15 protein-coding genes are annotated in these 14,645 nt (G+C 70.5%); 8 read left to right on the top strand and 7 right to left on the bottom strand.

Going from position 1 to position 14,645, the window contains the following annotated elements; all coding sequences use genetic code 11:
• Positions 1–88: 88 nt before the first annotated feature.
• The 3 genes from ABZ664_RS11050 (at position 89) to ABZ664_RS11040 (ending at position 823) form a co-directional block, all read left to right on the top strand.
• Positions 89–256, top strand: a complete 168-nt coding sequence (locus ABZ664_RS11050; RefSeq protein WP_362506478.1) for a hypothetical protein — start codon at positions 89–91, stop codon at positions 254–256.
• 31 nt (positions 257–287) lie between these two features.
• Entirely contained in the window at positions 288–467 is a 180-nt protein-coding gene (locus ABZ664_RS11045; RefSeq protein ID WP_362506475.1) for a hypothetical protein, read from the top strand.
• Between the two features lie 179 nt (positions 468–646).
• On the top strand, positions 647–823 hold the full coding sequence (locus ABZ664_RS11040; RefSeq protein WP_329090927.1) for a hypothetical protein: 177 nt from the start codon (positions 647–649) through the stop codon (positions 821–823).
• 242 nt (positions 824–1,065) lie between these two features.
• Here the strand turns inward: ABZ664_RS11040 and ABZ664_RS11035 are convergent, their stop codons facing one another.
• The 3 genes from ABZ664_RS11035 to ABZ664_RS11025 all read right to left on the bottom strand — a co-directional run bounded on the left by ABZ664_RS11035 (position 1,066) and on the right by ABZ664_RS11025 (position 5,119).
• Positions 1,066–2,301 carry a PP2C family protein-serine/threonine phosphatase gene (locus ABZ664_RS11035; protein WP_362506472.1) on the bottom strand — a complete coding sequence of 412 codons (1,236 nt, stop codon included), beginning with the start codon at positions 2,299–2,301 and terminating at the stop codon, positions 1,066–1,068.
• 266 nt (positions 2,302–2,567) lie between these two features.
• A complete protein-coding gene (gene pruA / locus ABZ664_RS11030) occupies positions 2,568–4,193 on the bottom strand; it encodes an L-glutamate gamma-semialdehyde dehydrogenase (protein WP_362506469.1) in 1,626 nt (541 codons plus the stop codon).
• Positions 4,193–5,119: a proline dehydrogenase family protein gene (locus ABZ664_RS11025; RefSeq protein WP_362506467.1), complete on the bottom strand. Its 927-nt coding sequence runs from the start codon at positions 5,117–5,119 to the stop codon at positions 4,193–4,195. The genes pruA and ABZ664_RS11025 overlap by 1 nt, the downstream gene beginning before the upstream one ends.
• A 94-nt stretch (positions 5,120–5,213) precedes the next feature.
• Between ABZ664_RS11025 and ABZ664_RS11020 the strand changes: the two genes are divergently transcribed.
• Positions 5,214–6,284: a helix-turn-helix domain-containing protein gene (locus ABZ664_RS11020; RefSeq protein ID WP_362506464.1), complete on the top strand. Its 1,071-nt coding sequence runs from the start codon at positions 5,214–5,216 to the stop codon at positions 6,282–6,284.
• Positions 6,285–6,297: 13 nt separating this feature from the next.
• Here the strand turns inward: ABZ664_RS11020 and ABZ664_RS11015 are convergent, their stop codons facing one another.
• Complete coding sequence (locus ABZ664_RS11015; RefSeq protein WP_362506461.1) at positions 6,298–7,047, bottom strand: glycoside hydrolase family 16 protein; 750 nt, start codon at positions 7,045–7,047, stop codon at positions 6,298–6,300.
• Positions 7,048–7,158: 111 nt separating this feature from the next.
• Between ABZ664_RS11015 and ABZ664_RS11010 the strand changes: the two genes are divergently transcribed.
• Positions 7,159–8,112, top strand: coding sequence for a hypothetical protein (locus ABZ664_RS11010; protein ID WP_362506458.1), 954 nt, complete (start codon positions 7,159–7,161; stop codon positions 8,110–8,112).
• 182 nt (positions 8,113–8,294) lie between these two features.
• Here ABZ664_RS11010 and ABZ664_RS11005 read toward each other — a convergent pair whose 3' ends face one another.
• Complete coding sequence (locus ABZ664_RS11005) at positions 8,295–9,449, bottom strand: glycosyltransferase (RefSeq protein ID WP_362506455.1); 1,155 nt, start codon at positions 9,447–9,449, stop codon at positions 8,295–8,297.
• Positions 9,450–9,725: 276 nt separating this feature from the next.
• Positions 9,726–11,585 (bottom strand): SpoIIE family protein phosphatase, encoded by a 1,860-nt coding sequence (locus ABZ664_RS11000; protein ID WP_362506452.1) that lies wholly within the window; start codon positions 11,583–11,585, stop codon positions 9,726–9,728.
• Positions 11,586–11,710: 125 nt separating this feature from the next.
• Between ABZ664_RS11000 and ABZ664_RS10995 the strand changes: the two genes are divergently transcribed.
• Positions 11,711–12,430, top strand: coding sequence for a GAF and ANTAR domain-containing protein (locus ABZ664_RS10995; protein ID WP_362506449.1), 720 nt, complete (start codon positions 11,711–11,713; stop codon positions 12,428–12,430).
• 171 nt (positions 12,431–12,601) lie between these two features.
• Here ABZ664_RS10995 and ABZ664_RS10990 read toward each other — a convergent pair whose 3' ends face one another.
• Complete coding sequence (locus ABZ664_RS10990) at positions 12,602–12,973, bottom strand: STAS domain-containing protein (protein ID WP_362506447.1); 372 nt, start codon at positions 12,971–12,973, stop codon at positions 12,602–12,604.
• Positions 12,974–13,168: 195 nt separating this feature from the next.
• On the opposite strand from ABZ664_RS10990, the gene ABZ664_RS10985 reads away from it, so the two are divergent.
• Complete coding sequence (locus tag ABZ664_RS10985; protein ID WP_350947029.1) at positions 13,169–13,945, top strand: SigB/SigF/SigG family RNA polymerase sigma factor; 777 nt, start codon at positions 13,169–13,171, stop codon at positions 13,943–13,945.
• Positions 13,946–14,064: 119 nt separating this feature from the next.
• Complete coding sequence (locus ABZ664_RS10980; RefSeq protein WP_362506444.1) at positions 14,065–14,520, top strand: ATP-binding protein; 456 nt, start codon at positions 14,065–14,067, stop codon at positions 14,518–14,520.
• The last annotated feature ends 125 nt before the right edge of the window (positions 14,521–14,645 follow it).

Here is a 14,645-nt window from a genome sequence, read left to right as displayed (position 1 = left end):
GCCGCGGACCGAGTACGCCATCTCCTATGGCTGCTGCCCCACCGGCATCTTCTGCTGATCCCTGCGGCCTATACCAAGGAGTTATGAGATGTCCGACAACGAGCTGATCCGTCAGTGGAAGAACCCGCAGGCCCGCTCCGCAGACCTGGTCCACCCCGCCGGGGAGATCAGTCTGGACGAGCTGGTCGGCGGCCGCGAGCCCGCCACCGAGGGGCTCGCCTCCTGGGGCTGCTGCGCCACCGGCTACTACTGCTGACCTGCGGCCGCGTGCGCGAAGGAGGCGTGAGATGTTCGGCGACGAGCTGATCCGTCAGTGGAAGAACCCGCAGGCCCGTACCGCCGACCTGGTCCATCCCGCAGGCGAGATCGACCTTGACGAGCACCTCGCGCGCGTCGTCGGTGGCATGCCACAGGAGACCTGGCCTCCGGTGATCTCGCACAAGTGCTGCACCGGGGACATCTGCTAGGAGGCCCGGAACCGACCCGAGGTCGTGACCGAGCGCCGCACCGCGGACCTCTGCCACGTGGTCCGCGACGGACCATCGGACACGGCCACAGCGGTCACCAAGGGCGGCCGGCCCGGTCCTCGTGCCGGACCGGCCCCCCGTGTCCCACGCACAAAGAATCTCGACGAAGGAGACATGTGATGTCCGACAACGAGCTGATCCGTCAGTGGAAGAACCCGCAGGCCCGTACCGCCGACCTGGTCCACCCCGCCGGGGAGATCAGTTTGGACGAGCTGGTCGGCGGCCGCGAGCCGCGGACGGAGCACTTCATCAGCATCGGCTGCTGCGCCACCAGCACGCTCGCCTGCCCGGTGTAGTCACGTCCTGCGGCCGAGTACGGGCCGGACACGGGCGGCTCACCGCGGTGGGGGAGATGCCCCCGCCGTAGCCCGAAACGAGTGACGCCTGGGTTTCGGATGCGAGACCCAGGCGTCACCGCTTTCGCGGCCTGTTCGAAGACAGTCGCGCTTCTTGAGATCGAGCCGATGCCGACCGGGCCGCGCGACATCGACCCATGTGCGGGTAGCGGGGGTCCGACGGCGGGGGAGAGCTCTCCTTTTTACAGGTGCAGCCGCTCGTGGGCGTCGCCGTGCCATTCCACCAGCAATACCGTGGCGTCGTCCTGCAGGCGATCGGTGTGGTACTCCAGCACGCCGCGGATCAGGCGGCGCAGCGTCTCGGGCACAGGCAGGCCGTCGGCGGTGCGGCGGATGATGAAGTCGACGAACCGGTCGAGGCCGAACTCCTCGCCGGCGGCGTTGCGAGCCTCGACGATGCCGTCGCTGTAGAACACCACCCGGTCTCCGGGCTCCAACTGTTTACGGCACATCGCGATCTCCGTGCCCAGGTTCAGGCCCATCGGGGTGGCCGGAGGGCATTCCAACGTGGCGACCCAGCGGCCGCCGCGGATCACCACCGGCGGATGATGACCCCGGTTGATCCAGGACAACACCCCGGTTCGGGTGTTCAGATCACCCAGGATCGCGGTGACGAAACGGGTGGCCTGCCCGAACTCGGTGATCAGGACCTGCTCGACGGCCTCGCTGGTCGCCGCCAGGCCGGTGCCCTGACGGCGGCTGTTACGGCAGGCGGCCACCGCCAGGTTGGCACTCAGCCCCGCCGTGACATCGTGCCCCATCGAGTCGAAGATCCCCAGATACGCCACCTCGCCGGCCAGCGCGTAGTCGAAGGCGTCCCCGCCGACCTCGTAGGCCGGCTCCAGCACCGCGGCGATGGTCACCCGCTGATCGGCGAAGGTCAGCGGCGGCATCAACGTCCACTGCATCTCCGCGGCCACGTGCATCGGCCGGGTACGCACCAGCCGGGCATAGGAGTCACTGTAGGGACGCTTGTCGACCAGTAACAGCGCCACCAGCGATGCCAGGTCCCGCATGTTGTCCTGGATCTGCGCGTCGGCGCCGGTCTCGACGCCGATGCGCAGCACTCCCATGCGTTCGACGCCGTTCAGGAGCGGCACCCACCACCGCTGCGCCCCGTCGGTGTCCCTGTCGGTGTCCTCGCCGACGCCGACCAGGACCCGCACCTCCTGGAAGGCCCGCCCGGCCAGGGTCGCGTCGATGCGCAACTCGCCGACCTCCGTGCTCGCGCCCTCACCGGTCAACAGACGCAGCACGTTGCACTGCAGATCCGCCAGGTAGATCAGCACCTCGGCCAGGCCCGCGGACACGGCGTGCTCTGCGACCAGGCCCGGAATCTGCTCCAGAGCCGCCAGGTGACTGGCCCGTAGCAACCCCACCAGCATCCGCTCGGGGCCGGGGGAGGGCTTCACCGCCACGCTACCGCCGACACGCGCTCACTCACCTTCGCGGCCCCTTCCATCTCTTACATCCCTGCGACACGATCATCCGCTCTACCGAGGGATCGCAGGATCGGCCGTATCCGAAGGCACCTTCCCCCCGCCTCCCGAAACTTCCTTACCCATCGGCCTCACGTCGAAGCCGACAGACAGAGGACGGCGGTGCCGGGACCGTGAATCCGAGTCCCGGCACCGCCGTCCTCTGCCGTCGTCCGGTCAGGCTCCTGCCGGCCGTCCGGGGAAGGTCAGCCCTGGTGCGGGTAGCGGTGGTCGGTCGGCGGGACGAAGGTCTCCTTGACGGTCCTGGCGCTCACCCAGCGGGTCAGGTTGAGGATCGACCCGGCCTTGTCGTTCGTACCCGACGCCCGGCCCCCGCCGAAGGGCTGCTGGCCGACGACCGCGCCGGTGGGCTTGTCGTTGATGTAGAGGTTGCCCGCCGCGAAGCGCAGCCGCTCCGAGGCCGAGGCGATCGCGTAGCGGTCCTGGGCCATGATCGAACCGGTCAGCGCGTACGGGGAGACGCCCTCCATCTGGTCCAGGACCGTGTCGAAGTCCGCGTCGTCGTAGACGTGCACGCCGAGGATCGGCCCGAAGTACTCCTTGACGAAGATCTCGTCGGTGGGGTCGGCCGACTCCAGGATGGTCGGCCTCACGAAATAGCCGGTCGAGTCGTCGTACGACCCGGTCAGCACGTTGATCGAGTCGAGCGAGCGGGCCCGGTCGATCGCGGCCCTGTGCTTGGCGAACGCCCGCTCGTCGATGACCGCGCCCATGAAGGTCGACAGGTCCGCGGCCACGTCGCCGACGGTGAGCGACTCGGCGGTGCCCACGAGTTCGTCGCGGATCACCGACCAGACCGAGCGCGGCACGTACGCGCGGGAGGCGGCCGAGCACTTCTGCCCCTGGTACTCGAACGCGCCGCGGATCAGCGCCGTGGTGAGCGCAGCGGGGTCGGCCGAGGGATGGGCGAGCACGAAGTCCTTGCCGCCCGTCTCGCCGACCAGGCGCGGATAGGACCGGTAGGAGGCGATGTTCGCGCCGACCGTGGACCACAGGTGCCGGAAGGTGGGCGTGGAGCCGGTGAAGTGGATGGCCGCCAGCTCGGGGTGGGTCGTCGCGACCTCGGAGACGGCCGTGCCGTTTCCGGTCACCATGTTGATGACGCCCGGCGGGAGCCCCGCCTCCTCAAGCAGGCGCATGGTGAAGTGCGCGGAGAACTGCTGGGTGGGGGAGGGCTTCCAGACGACGACGTTGCCCATCAGGGCGGGAGCCGACGGCAGGTTCGCGGCGATGGCGGTGAAGTTGAACGGCGTGATCGCCAGGACGAAGCCCTCCAGCGGCCGGTACTCCATCCGGTTCCACACGCCGGGCGAGGAGACCGGCTGGTCGCCGAGGAGCCGCCGCGCGAAGTCCACGTTGAAGCGCAGGAAGTCGATCAGCTCGCAGGCCGCGTCGATCTCCGCCTGCTGCGCGGACTTGGACTGGCCCAGGATCGTCGCGCCGTTCAGCGTCTGCCGGTAGGGACCGGCCAGCAGGTCGGCGGCCCGCAGGAAGATCGCGGCCCGCTCGTCGAACGGCAGGGCGCGCCACGCGGGCGCCGCCGCGAGCGAGGCGTCGATCGCCGCGCGCACGTCGTCGGCGTTCGCGTCCGCCATGCGGCCCAGCACGGAGGCGTGGTTGTGCGGCTGGACCACGTCGATCGGGGCGCCGCCGCCCATCCGCTGCTCGCCGCCGATCGTCATCGTCAGGTCCAGCTGGGCGCCGGCGAGCTCCTTGACGCGGTTCTCCAGCGCCGTACGCTCGGCGCTGCCGGGCGCGTAGCCGAGTACCGGCTCGTTGACCGGGGCGGGAACGGTGGAGATGGCATCCATTAGTTGCCTCCAAGGGCACGAAGGAAGAAGGCGATGTTCGCCGGACGCTCGGCCAGGCGGCGCATGAAGTAGCCGTACCAGTCGTCTCCGTACGGGATGTAGACACGCACGGTGTGACGCGCTCCCGCGAGGGCGAGCTGCTTGTCGGCCCTGATCCCGTAGAGCATCTGGTACTCGTAGTCGCCGCGGGACCTGGAGAACCGGTCGGCGAGCGTCTCGGTGATCGAGATCAGCCGGTCGTCGTGCGTCGCCACCATCGGGTAGCCCGCACCCGACATGAGGATCCGCAGGCAGCGCACGTAGGCCTTGTCGACCTCGTTCCTGCTCTGGTGCGCCACCGAGGCGGGCTCGGCGTAGGCGCCCTTGACCAGGCGCACCCGCGATCCCTCGTGCGCGAGGTCGCGGCAGTCGGCCTCGGTGCGGAAAAGGTAGGACTGCACGGCGACCCCGGTGGAGGGAAAGTCCAGGCGCAGGGCCCGCAGGGTCTCCAGCGTGGAGTCGACCGTGGTGTGGTCCTCCATGTCGAGGGTGACGTTCGCCCCGCAGTCACCGGCCGCCTCGCAGATCCGCCGCGCGTTCTCCAGGGCGATCTTGTCGCCGTCGGCGCCGAGCGCCTGGCCGACCGCGGAGAGCTTCACCGACACCTCGGCCCGGTCACCGAGTCCCAGCCCGCTCAGCGCGCCGAGCAGTGTGACGTACGCGCCGGCCGTCTGGGCGGCGGCGGCGGAGTCTCTCGTCTCCTCGCCAAGGTGGTCGACGGTGACGGCGAGTCCGGAGGCGGCGAGCCCGCGGATCGCCTCGACCGCCTCCTGAGGCGTCTCGCCCGCGACGAAACGATCGACGACCTTGCGGGTCAGCGGCACGCCGGAGACCGCGCGCCGTACCAGCGGCGACCGGGATACGCCGAGAAGGAGAGAACCGAACATGTTTCCAGCCTAAAACCTCCGCTCGACCGGCCATCATGTGCATCTGCCACGATCGACGGGCGGGGCTTTCATACACATGTATGACAATGGTGGGGTGTTGCAGGAGACGGTAGACGAGATCGCCACCAGGCTCGGCGCCTCGGCCACCCTGGAGGACCGGGCCTTCCAGCTCCTGGCCTACGCCGCGCAGAGCGGCGACATCGACGTGGTGCGCCAGGAGTCCATTCTGCGACGCCGCGCGACGGACCAGGTGCGCGCCTACTTCGAGGGGTACGGCATCGCCGGGGCACGCGGCCCCGTCCGCATCCCCGCCGACGCCGACCTGGGGGTCCTCGCGCGGGTGTGCGTGCCGTTGCGGCACCACGAGGTGACCTACGGCTACCTGTGGCTCCTCGACGACGGCACACTCGGCGACGAGGCCCTCGCCTCGGTCGGCGACCTGGTCTCCAGGGCCGCCACCGCCCTCGCCCAGGAGGCCCGCAGCCGTCAGGACCTGGGCGCGAACCTGCGGGAGCTGTTCTCCTCCGACGCAGAGGAACGCTCCCGGGCACTGGCACGGCTGGACGACGTGCGCGGCCCGGTGGCGGCGATCGCCGCCCGCGTCTCCCCGGACCGGGTCGCCGCCCTCTGGACACTCCCGCGCGCCGTGCTCGCCGACCCCGCGTTTCCCGTACGGGGCGAGCCGCTGGTCGCCCTCCTGGCCCCAGCGGGCCAGGCGGGGGAGCTGGCCGACCGGATCCAGGGCATGTACGGAACGGTGGTGGGCGTCGGCGCACCCAGGGACGAGCCCGCGCAGGCCTGGCGAAGCTGGCGGGAGGCCGTGCACGCGCTCGGCGTCGCCGGACGGGTGCCCGCGCTCGCGCCCGTCGCCACCTGGCCGGGACTGGGCGTCTACCGGCTGCTCGCCCGCATGTCACCGGCGGGGCTGCGGGAGCTCGCGGAGGAGGTCGCCGGGCTGGCCGAGGACCCGGAGCTGGCCAGGACCGTGGAGAGTTACCTCGACCGCGCCGGTCACGTCCAGGAGACCGCCGGTGCGCTCGGCGTGCACCGCCAGACGCTCTACTACCGGCTCGCCAAGGCGGAGCGGCTCACCCGCAGGAACCTCGCCGACGGCGAGGACCGCCTGCTGGTCCACCTCGCCCTCAAGGCGGCCCACCTGCTCTGAGCCCCGGCTCCCGTCAGACGGGGGCCCGGTAGATCTTCACCCAGTCCACGTACATGCTGACCGTCGGAGGAGTGGAGCGGTTGCGGCACGGCGACCACTCGTTGCACGTCACGTCGTTCTGGAGCGTCAGGTGCATGGAGCGGCTCCTCGGCACGTTCGGCCCTCGGTAGTCCCACACCTTCCTGCCGTCCAACCAGAACGTCAGCCGTCCGGGCAGCCAGTCGACCGCGACCGTGTGCCACCGGGTGAAGTCGGCCCTCATCTGCCGCTGGGCCTGAGGCCGGTCGCCGCGATGCACGAAGATCCCGCCCGACCTGCGGCTCGGATCGATGATCTCCGCGAAGTCGACCTCCGCGTACTCACCGCCGCCCTGGTCGGACGGCCAGAGCAGCGCCACGGGGGTGTAGCCTGCGCCGCGCTCGGCGCGCAGCCGCACCTCCCAGCGCCCGTACTGCTGCGCGCTCCGGGTCGCGATGCCCCCCGACAGGTCCCTGCCGCCGTAGAAGCCGCCCTTGAGCCGCAGGACGCCGCCGCTCACGGTCGAGGCCCGCCCGGTGCGCGGGTTGGTCTCGGCGCCGGGGGAGTGGTAGACGACCCACTTGCGGTCGTCCACGCGGGTGCCGTTGAAGTTCTCCACCAGGACCGGGGTGCCCCACCCGCGCCGGGTGGACGGGTCCGTCTGCGCGGACGCCCCCGTCGCGGGCAGCGAGGAGAGGGCGAGGGCTGCGGCCAGGACACCCAGGAACGTGCCACGAATCGACATGGAGACATCAAAGCAACAATTGCACTCCAGTAACAGAGATATTTCGTTTTCGCATACGTCCCACTGGTTCGGGGGGTGCCGTCCGGGTCCGACTGTGCCACGATTCCGCACATGAACGACGTTGACGCCGTACGGCGAGCACTGGCCGGCCTGGTGGAGTCCGGCGAGCTCCACCCCGAACAGGTGGAGCCGGTCGCCCGCGCCGTCGGCGAGGCACTGCGTGAGCCGGGGGCCGACGACCGGGTCAGGTGGAGCGAGATCCTCGCGTACGTCGGCGGCGCACTCGTCCTGGCCGGTGCCGCGGCCTTCGTCGGCCTGGGCTGGGACCGGATGACCCAGCCGGCGAGGATCGCGGTCCTCGCCGTGGTCACGGTTCTCCTGCTTGCGGTGGCCGTAGGGCTCGGCGTGGCGGCACGGTCGGCGACCGGCAGGACGGCCGCCGTGCAGGGCAGGGTCGCGGCCACGCTCGCCGCGCTGGGCTCGGCCACGGCGGCCCTGTGCGCGGGGGTGGTGGTCGACCGCCACGAGGGACTCGTCGCCGGGGTGGCCGGGTTGGTGGTCGCGGCGACGGCCTACGCACTGCTGCCCACCGCGATCGGCCTGCTGGCCTGCGGCGGTTTCGCCCTGCTCACGGTGACCGGCCTGCTGGACGTCCTCGCCGGGCGGGAGGGCGCCGGCTGGGGCCTGGCCTACGTCGCGCTGGGCCTGCTCATCCTGGTGGCCGCCCTGGCCGGGGTGCTCGTCCCGCGCGACCTTGGCCTGGGCATGGGAGCGGCGATCGCGCTCTTCGGTGGCCAGTGGCCCGTCCTGTGGGACGGAGGCGCCTGGGGATACTGGCTGACTGCGGCGATCGCGCTCGCCTGCCTGGCCCTGTACCGGCGGTGGCGCACCTGGGTGCTGATCGTCAGTGGCGTGGCCGGGCTGACGCTCGCCGTCCCTGAGGCGGTCTGGGACTGGACGGACGGCGCCGTGGGCGGTGCGGTGATCCTGGTCCTGGCCGGCGTCGTCCTGCTGGCCGCCAGCGGCCTCGGCGTCGTCCTGCACCGCCGCGTGGCCCGGTCATAGCGTCGCACGTACTCGCCGTACCGCCGCGTGGCCCGGTCGTAGCGTCGCACGTATTCGCCGTGAGCCGTCACGCCCGTGAACGCGGGCCCGACACGCGAAGACCGGGGACCCCTGTGGAGGGATCCCCGGTCTCGGAGTGTGTTCCGCGTGGCCCGCGGTGCCCGCCGTCGCGGTGGACGCGGTCAGCGGGCGGAGCCGGAGAGCGCGTTCTCGTAGACGTGGACGAGCTCCTGGCTGATCCGCTCCCACGAGTAGCGGGACCGGGCGCGGTCGGCACCGGCGAAGCCGAGCGCGGTGCGGCGGGTCGGGTCGGCGAGCAGCTCGCGGGTCAGACGGGAGGTCTGCGCCGGGCGGTCGGCGGGCACCAGCAGGCCGGTCACCCCGTCCACCACGGAGTCGAGGTGGGCGCCCACGGCCGAGGCGATGACGGGGACGCCACAGGCCATGGCCTCCAGCGCCACGACGCCCGCCGGGGCCTCCCTGGGCAGGGAGAGCACCACGTCGGCGCTGCGCATCAGCTTGGCGATCGAGGCGTGCGGGACGTGCCCGAGAACGGTGATCCGGTCGTCGACGCCGATCTCCTTGGCCAGCAGCATCATGCGGTGCGCGTCGGCGTCGTGCTCCAGGTCCACGGACGCGGGACCACCGGCGATGATCAGCTCGGCCTCGGGAAGGCCCTCCAGTGCGCGGAGCGCGGTGTGCACGCCCTTGTCGGCCGTGAGCGGACCCACGTGCAGCAGGCGGGGACGGGTGCCGCGCGCGGCGGCCGGACCCTGGCGACGGAACCGCTCGACGTCGACGCCGCACGGGATGACCGAGATGTTGCGGCGCGGCACGCCCAGCCGAATCAGCGAGCTCTCCTCGTCACCGCACCCGGCGATCACCGCGCTGGCCCGGCGCCCGATGGCCCGCTGCAGCCGGACCTTCTTGGCGTCACGGGGGTTCTCGCTGCTGAAGGTCTGGGTGAACGGGACGTTGAGGCCGTTCGCTCCGGCGATCGCGGCGAGCCCGCCGGTCCAGGAGTGCGCGTGGATGACGTCCGGGCGGTCCTGCCCCCAGCGGTGCATCAGCTGGTCGCCGAGGTCGGACAGGTAGGGCAGGACGCTGTCTTCCGGAAGGTCCTGTGCGGGGCCGGCGGTCAGGTTCTCCAGCGTGACGCCCTGCGACACGCGAACCCTGGCCTTCTCCGAGTCGGAGTTCCTGCGGGTGTAGATCGTGACTTTGTGCTCGCGGCCGAGCTCACGGGCCACTGCCATCAGGTGAGCGCGCTGGGCGGCGAGGTCGGACTCGTCCTGGGTGGAGGAAAGAGCCTCGGAGGAGACGAATGCAATGTTCACGGCACACCTCTGGGAGGAGATAGGCATGAAAAGCCTGTGATTCCTTCAGGGGTGCCTGCGTCTTAGGCACACGTCTGTATGAGGTCAACCATACCCCGATCCGCGCAGAAGCCAAACCCCTAAGGCGAAGCCGGGCCTCCCGACGCGTCCCGCGCTGCCGCGACTCCTTGGCCCCGGCAGTCGGCGCGCGCGACCGGCTCCCGCGTTTTCCCTGGTCATGGGGATGCCGAGGCGGTCACCCGGTTGCCCCGCACCGAATTCGACCGGTTACACGACTCATACGACGCGAAGAGCGAGGATCACGATCTCATCCCAGACCCTCCCGCCGGAGAACGCGTGCCGGTCCTCCTCCACCGTCTTGACGATCTCGGCGGGGGACTGCGCCACGCAGCGCGCCAGCACGTCCGCCAGCCTGATCTCGCCGTAGGACTCACCCAGCTCGTTCTGCGAGGCCACCAGGCCGTCGGAGTAGAAGACCAGGGTCTGGCCCGAGGCCAGTGTGAGCTCCTCGGTGAACATCTCCGCCTCGGGGGCGATGCCCAGCGGGACGCCACCCCCCGCGGTGAACCGGACCCCGCCGTCGGGCAGCAGCAGCGCGGCCGGGTGGTGCCCCGCGCTGGCCAGCCTGATTTTGCGCGCCTTGATGAACCCGGTCACCGCCATCACGAACATGCCGTTGTGCTGGGCGGTCAGGGCCTGGTTCAGCTTGCGCATCACCTCGCCGGGGTCGGTCTCCCAGACGCTGAGCACGCGCAGGCCGTTGCGCACCATGGCGCTGACCGACGCGGCCTCCTCACCCTTGCCCGCGGCCCCCCCGAGGGCGAAACCCCATCCGTCGCCGACGCGGAAGACGTCGTAGAACTCGGCGCCGACCGGGCTGGAACCCGCGTTGTAGATGGCCGCGGCCTCGAATCCCGGGATGTCCGGCAGGCTCCTGGGCACCACGCTGGTACGCAGCGCGTCGGCCGCCCGGGAGCGGGTCTGGAAGCTGCGCCGCGCGCGCAGCGCGAGTCCAAGGTGGGCGCCGATCTCCTCCATCAGCCCCAGATCGGCGAGCGAGAACGGTTCGCGGTCGCGCAGCCGTACCAGGGTGAGAGCCCCCAGCACGCCGCTCTCGCCGCCGATCGGCACGATCAGCACCGAGGCGGCGCCCATCACCCGTAGCAGCGGCGGGCCACCGGGAACGTCGCCGAGCAGCCTGTCATCCTCCAGCATCTCGTGCACCACGCCGGAGCCGCCGGTCAGCACGTGCGCGACGGCCGGAGCGGTCAGCGGGTTCATCCCCTCGGCGAGGCGGAGCAGCTGGGTCACCGGCTTGTCGCTCGGGCCCAGCACGCAGGCACGTTTGGGCATGCCGTCGCGGACCACGTCGGCGATCACCCAGTCGGCCCACTCGGCGGCGAGCAGCCGGGCGGCCCTGGTGACGGTCACCGGCTGGCGCAGGCTCTCCTCGTCGAGCAACAAGCGGGTCATCCTGGACAGCAGCTCCTGCCGGCGCGCCGCGGCCATGACCAGGGTGGCGTCCGAGCGGTCGGCCGGGCCGTGCGGCGGGCCCGCCACCTGCGCCTCCAGCGGCAGGATCATGACCGCGACCATCTCCTGCGGCTCTCCCGGCATCGTCAGCCGGGTGACGGCCAGCTGAACCGTGTGCGCGCGGCCCTGGTGGGCGAGCCGCGTCTGGAAGGTCGCGGTCTGGCCGCCCTGCTGGACCGCCGTCAGGTGCGAGCGGAACGCCGCCCGCCGGGAGACGTCGACGAACAGCGGGAACGAACGGCCGATCAGGTATCCCGCCGGGCTGCCGAGCATCCGGGAGGTCTCGGCGCTGATCCGCCGCACCACCCCGGAGGCGTCCAGCACCACCACCGGGATGGGGAAGGTGCGGAACACCTGCCGCAACAGCTTGAGCTCCCGCTGTGACCCGCTCTCCCGCTCTCCCGACCGTTTGGGCGCTTTGCGTAGCTCGCGCACCGAGGCGTCCAGCAGCTCACGGGCGGTGTCGAGCTCCGCCAGCGCCGCGTCGAGTGTGGACCGGGGGTCGGCGGGGTAGGCGGACTTCGCCTCGCGCAGGGAGGAGATCCTGGCGGTCAGCGCGTTCAGCGCCTGCTCCAGGGTCTGAAGGCCAATGGCGTCGGTCAATGCTCGTCCTCGTCAGGGGCCGGAGTGGGCTGGTCCCGTCGTAGACGGTACGCCACCCGGTGGGCCGAATCGATGCGCGGTCGGATAGTGGTTAAGTTAGCGACACAGGGGAGGGGAGTCGCGAGATGGACATGGTCACCCCCGTTCTCGCCCGGGACCTCGCGGCCCTCGGCAGGGTGAGCGAGGAAACGTCGAGTGAGAGCGTGCTGCGCGGTCTCACAGCCACTCTCGCAGGCGGCGTGCCCGGTTGCGCGGGCGGCTCCGCCGAGCTCTGGAGACAGGAACGGGTGGTCGTCTCAGCTTCCCACAGCGAGCTCATCGTCCTGCTCGACAGCGAGGGGGAGATCGGTGCGGGGCCTTCGTCCGAGGCCCGCGCCACCGGGCGCCACGTGGTCGTCCAGGACGTCCTGCACGAGCCCCGCTGGCCCGCCTACGCCGGCATGGCCGTACGCTGCGGCGTCCGCTCGGTCCTGGCGATGCCCATCGTCATCGAGCACGCCGTCCTGGTCCTCGGAATGTACGGGGTGCGTCCCGGCGCCTTCGCGGCCAGGAACGTTCCTCCGCTCGCGGACATGCTCGCCGAGCAGGTGGGCGTGGCCCTCGCCAACATGTGGGACTACGACGAGGTACGCACCGACGCGGCCCAGATGCAGGAGGCCCTCGCGGGCCGGGCGATCATCGACCAGGCCAAGGGCATCATCATGAAGTCCAGCGGCTGCTCGGCCGAGGCCGCCTTCGACGAGTTGCGCCGCATCTCGCAGCACCACCAGGTGAAGGTCGCCGACCTGGCCAAGCTGCTGGTCGAGGAGCACCAGCGCAACCGCGAGGCGAAGAAAGAGGGCTGAGGTCCCGGTGGGCGGCGGTCCCCGACGGCCGGCGACGGGCCGGAGCCCTCGGGGAGGCCGTCACCGGTCGGCTCCGTCCTCCGCACGTGCCCCCACCCGACTGGGCGGTAACCCGTCGCGCCGGATCGGACACGCCTGATCCGCGACGAGGCGGCACGTGCGGAAAACGGGCTAACCAAAGGCGACGATCGCCTCGTCGATCGTGTCGTACAGGGGCAGCCGCTGGGCCAGACCTGTGATCCACATCACCTTGGTCTTGGCGTACTCCACCCCGATGAGGGCGAACTTGGCGCCCGCAGTGGTGCTGACCTGCCAGTGGTGGACGATGAGTCCCAGCGCGCGCGAGTCCATGAAGGTCACACCGCTCAGATCCAGCGCCATGTCGAGACCGTGCTCGCCGGTCTCCGCCGCCAGGTAGTCGGCGAACTGATCCCTCGTCGTCGCGTCAAGCAGACCCGTCACCCGGATCACGTTGATCCCACTGACCAGCGCCGACGTGAGAGTCAGGGCTGCCGATCTCTCGCCGTTCTCCGACACCGTCACTCAGGGCCTCCTCGTGCCATTCGATTAGCAACCTTACTGTTACCTGGGGGCGAGTAATACTCCAGGATTCGGGGGAATACTGGAACCCTGAGGTCCAGCAGAGGGCCTCGCCTCGAAAATTGGTCGAGGCGATGCCGTCTGCCCGGATGTTGCTTCCGTGGTCGGCTCGCCCGACAGTAATACCAGGGAGCAGCAATGTCTGTTCAGGCACTCGAAATCACCGACATGACCGCTGAGGACCTCCTCGCCGAGATGTCCCTGCCTGAGATCTCCGAATACCGCGCCGAGCGTCTGCGTGAGCGCATCGTCGAGATGCACCGCCACCTCGCCATGGAGATCGCCCGCCGCTACCGCTACCGCGGCGAGCCGATGGAAGACCTCCTGCAGGCCGCGTACGTGGGGCTCATGAAGGCCATCAACGGCTTCGACCCGACCCTCGGGCACCCCTTCCGCGGCTACGCCGTGGTCACCATGACCGGTGAGGTCAAGCGCCACTTCCGCGACCGCACCTGGGCCATCCGCGTCCCCCGCGTCTACCAGGAGCGCAGGGCCGAGCTGAACCGCCTGGTCGCCGACCTCAGCCAGGACCTCGGCCGAGCCCCCACGGTCGCCGAGCTGGCCACGAAGATGAAGATCTCGGAAGAGGACGTCCTGCTCACCCTCGACGCCTCCGCCGCCTACAGCGCGCTCTCCCTGGACGCCCCCCTCGGCGCCGACGACGACGCGGGCGCGCTGGGCGACGTGATCCCCGACGAGGACGACGCTCTGGGCACGCTCGTGGACCGCGAGGCGGTCAAGCCGTTGATCGACAAGTTGCCGGAGCGTGAGAAGAACATCCTTCTGCTGCGTTTCTTCGGCAACATGACCCAGGCCGAGATAGCGGCGGAATTCGGGATCTCCCAGATGCACGTGTCCCGTATCCTGCGGAAGGTGCTTGACCAGCTCCGTGAGGAACTTGTCGCCGAATGCTGAATACACCGCCCGTTGCAGGGCACCCCAGTCGGCGACAACGGACGTGGCGTAAGGTGCGTTTGAATGGATCCCGGGTGCTGAGGACAACGGCGAACGGGAACAGGGGAGGCGGATCTCGGGTGAACGAGGACGGTGTTCGTCCCGCTCGCTTCACGGCGAGCGGCAGCCGTTCCCGGATGATTCCCGCAGGCGCCGCCGTCGCCGAACTCGCCTTCTGTCTTCCGGATCTCCCCGACGTCCGCGACTTCGCCGCCGCCCAGGCGGTGCGGAGCGGCATGTCCCAGGAGAACCTTGCCGACTTCCTGGTGGCGCTGAACGAGGTCGCCACCAACGCGGTCATCCACGGTCACACCACCGCCAAGGCGGTGTTGCGGATGTGGACGGTCGGCCGGACCCTCCTCGTGGAGATCCACGACGAGGGTCAGTGGGACCCGGGACCCGCTCCGGGGGAGACGCCCCCCGGCCCTCAGGCGACCAACGGCATGGGGCTGTGGGTGGCCCGGATGGTCAGCTCCGACATCAAGTTCGAGACCGGAGCCTCGGGCACGTTCATCACGATGTCCTTCAAGGTCTGAGCCCCGCTTTCTTCGGCCCTTTCTCCGGGGAGGTGCCGGAGGCCCTCCGCGGGGGTCGTGGGGGGGGGGGGGGGGGGCCGGGGACCGCGCCCCCCCGATGCCGAGCGCAAAGAAACAAAACCCGC

The sequence above is a fragment of the Streptosporangium sp. NPDC006930 genome (assembly GCF_040635605.1).
Lineage (GTDB): Bacteria > Actinomycetota > Actinomycetes > Streptosporangiales > Streptosporangiaceae > Streptosporangium.
This window is presented reverse-complemented; position numbering and strand designations above follow the sequence as displayed.

Coding starts and splice junctions, on each gene's coding strand:
- ABZ664_RS11050 (WP_362506478.1), top strand. CDS start 89: ATGTCCGACAACGAGCTGATCCGTCAGTGGAAGAACCCGCAGGCCCGC.
- ABZ664_RS11045 (WP_362506475.1), top strand. CDS start 288: ATGTTCGGCGACGAGCTGATCCGTCAGTGGAAGAACCCGCAGGCCCGT.
- ABZ664_RS11040 (WP_329090927.1), top strand. CDS start 647: ATGTCCGACAACGAGCTGATCCGTCAGTGGAAGAACCCGCAGGCCCGT.
- pruA (WP_362506469.1), bottom strand. CDS start 4,193: ATGGATGCCATCTCCACCGTTCCCGCCCCGGTCAACGAGCCGGTACTC.
- ABZ664_RS11025 (WP_362506467.1), bottom strand. CDS start 5,119: ATGTTCGGTTCTCTCCTTCTCGGCGTATCCCGGTCGCCGCTGGTACGG.
- ABZ664_RS11015 (WP_362506461.1), bottom strand. CDS start 7,047: ATGTCGATTCGTGGCACGTTCCTGGGTGTCCTGGCCGCAGCCCTCGCC.
- ABZ664_RS11010 (WP_362506458.1), top strand. CDS start 7,159: ATGAACGACGTTGACGCCGTACGGCGAGCACTGGCCGGCCTGGTGGAG.
- ABZ664_RS10995 (WP_362506449.1), top strand. CDS start 11,711: ATGGACATGGTCACCCCCGTTCTCGCCCGGGACCTCGCGGCCCTCGGC.
- ABZ664_RS10985 (WP_350947029.1), top strand. CDS start 13,169: ATGTCTGTTCAGGCACTCGAAATCACCGACATGACCGCTGAGGACCTC.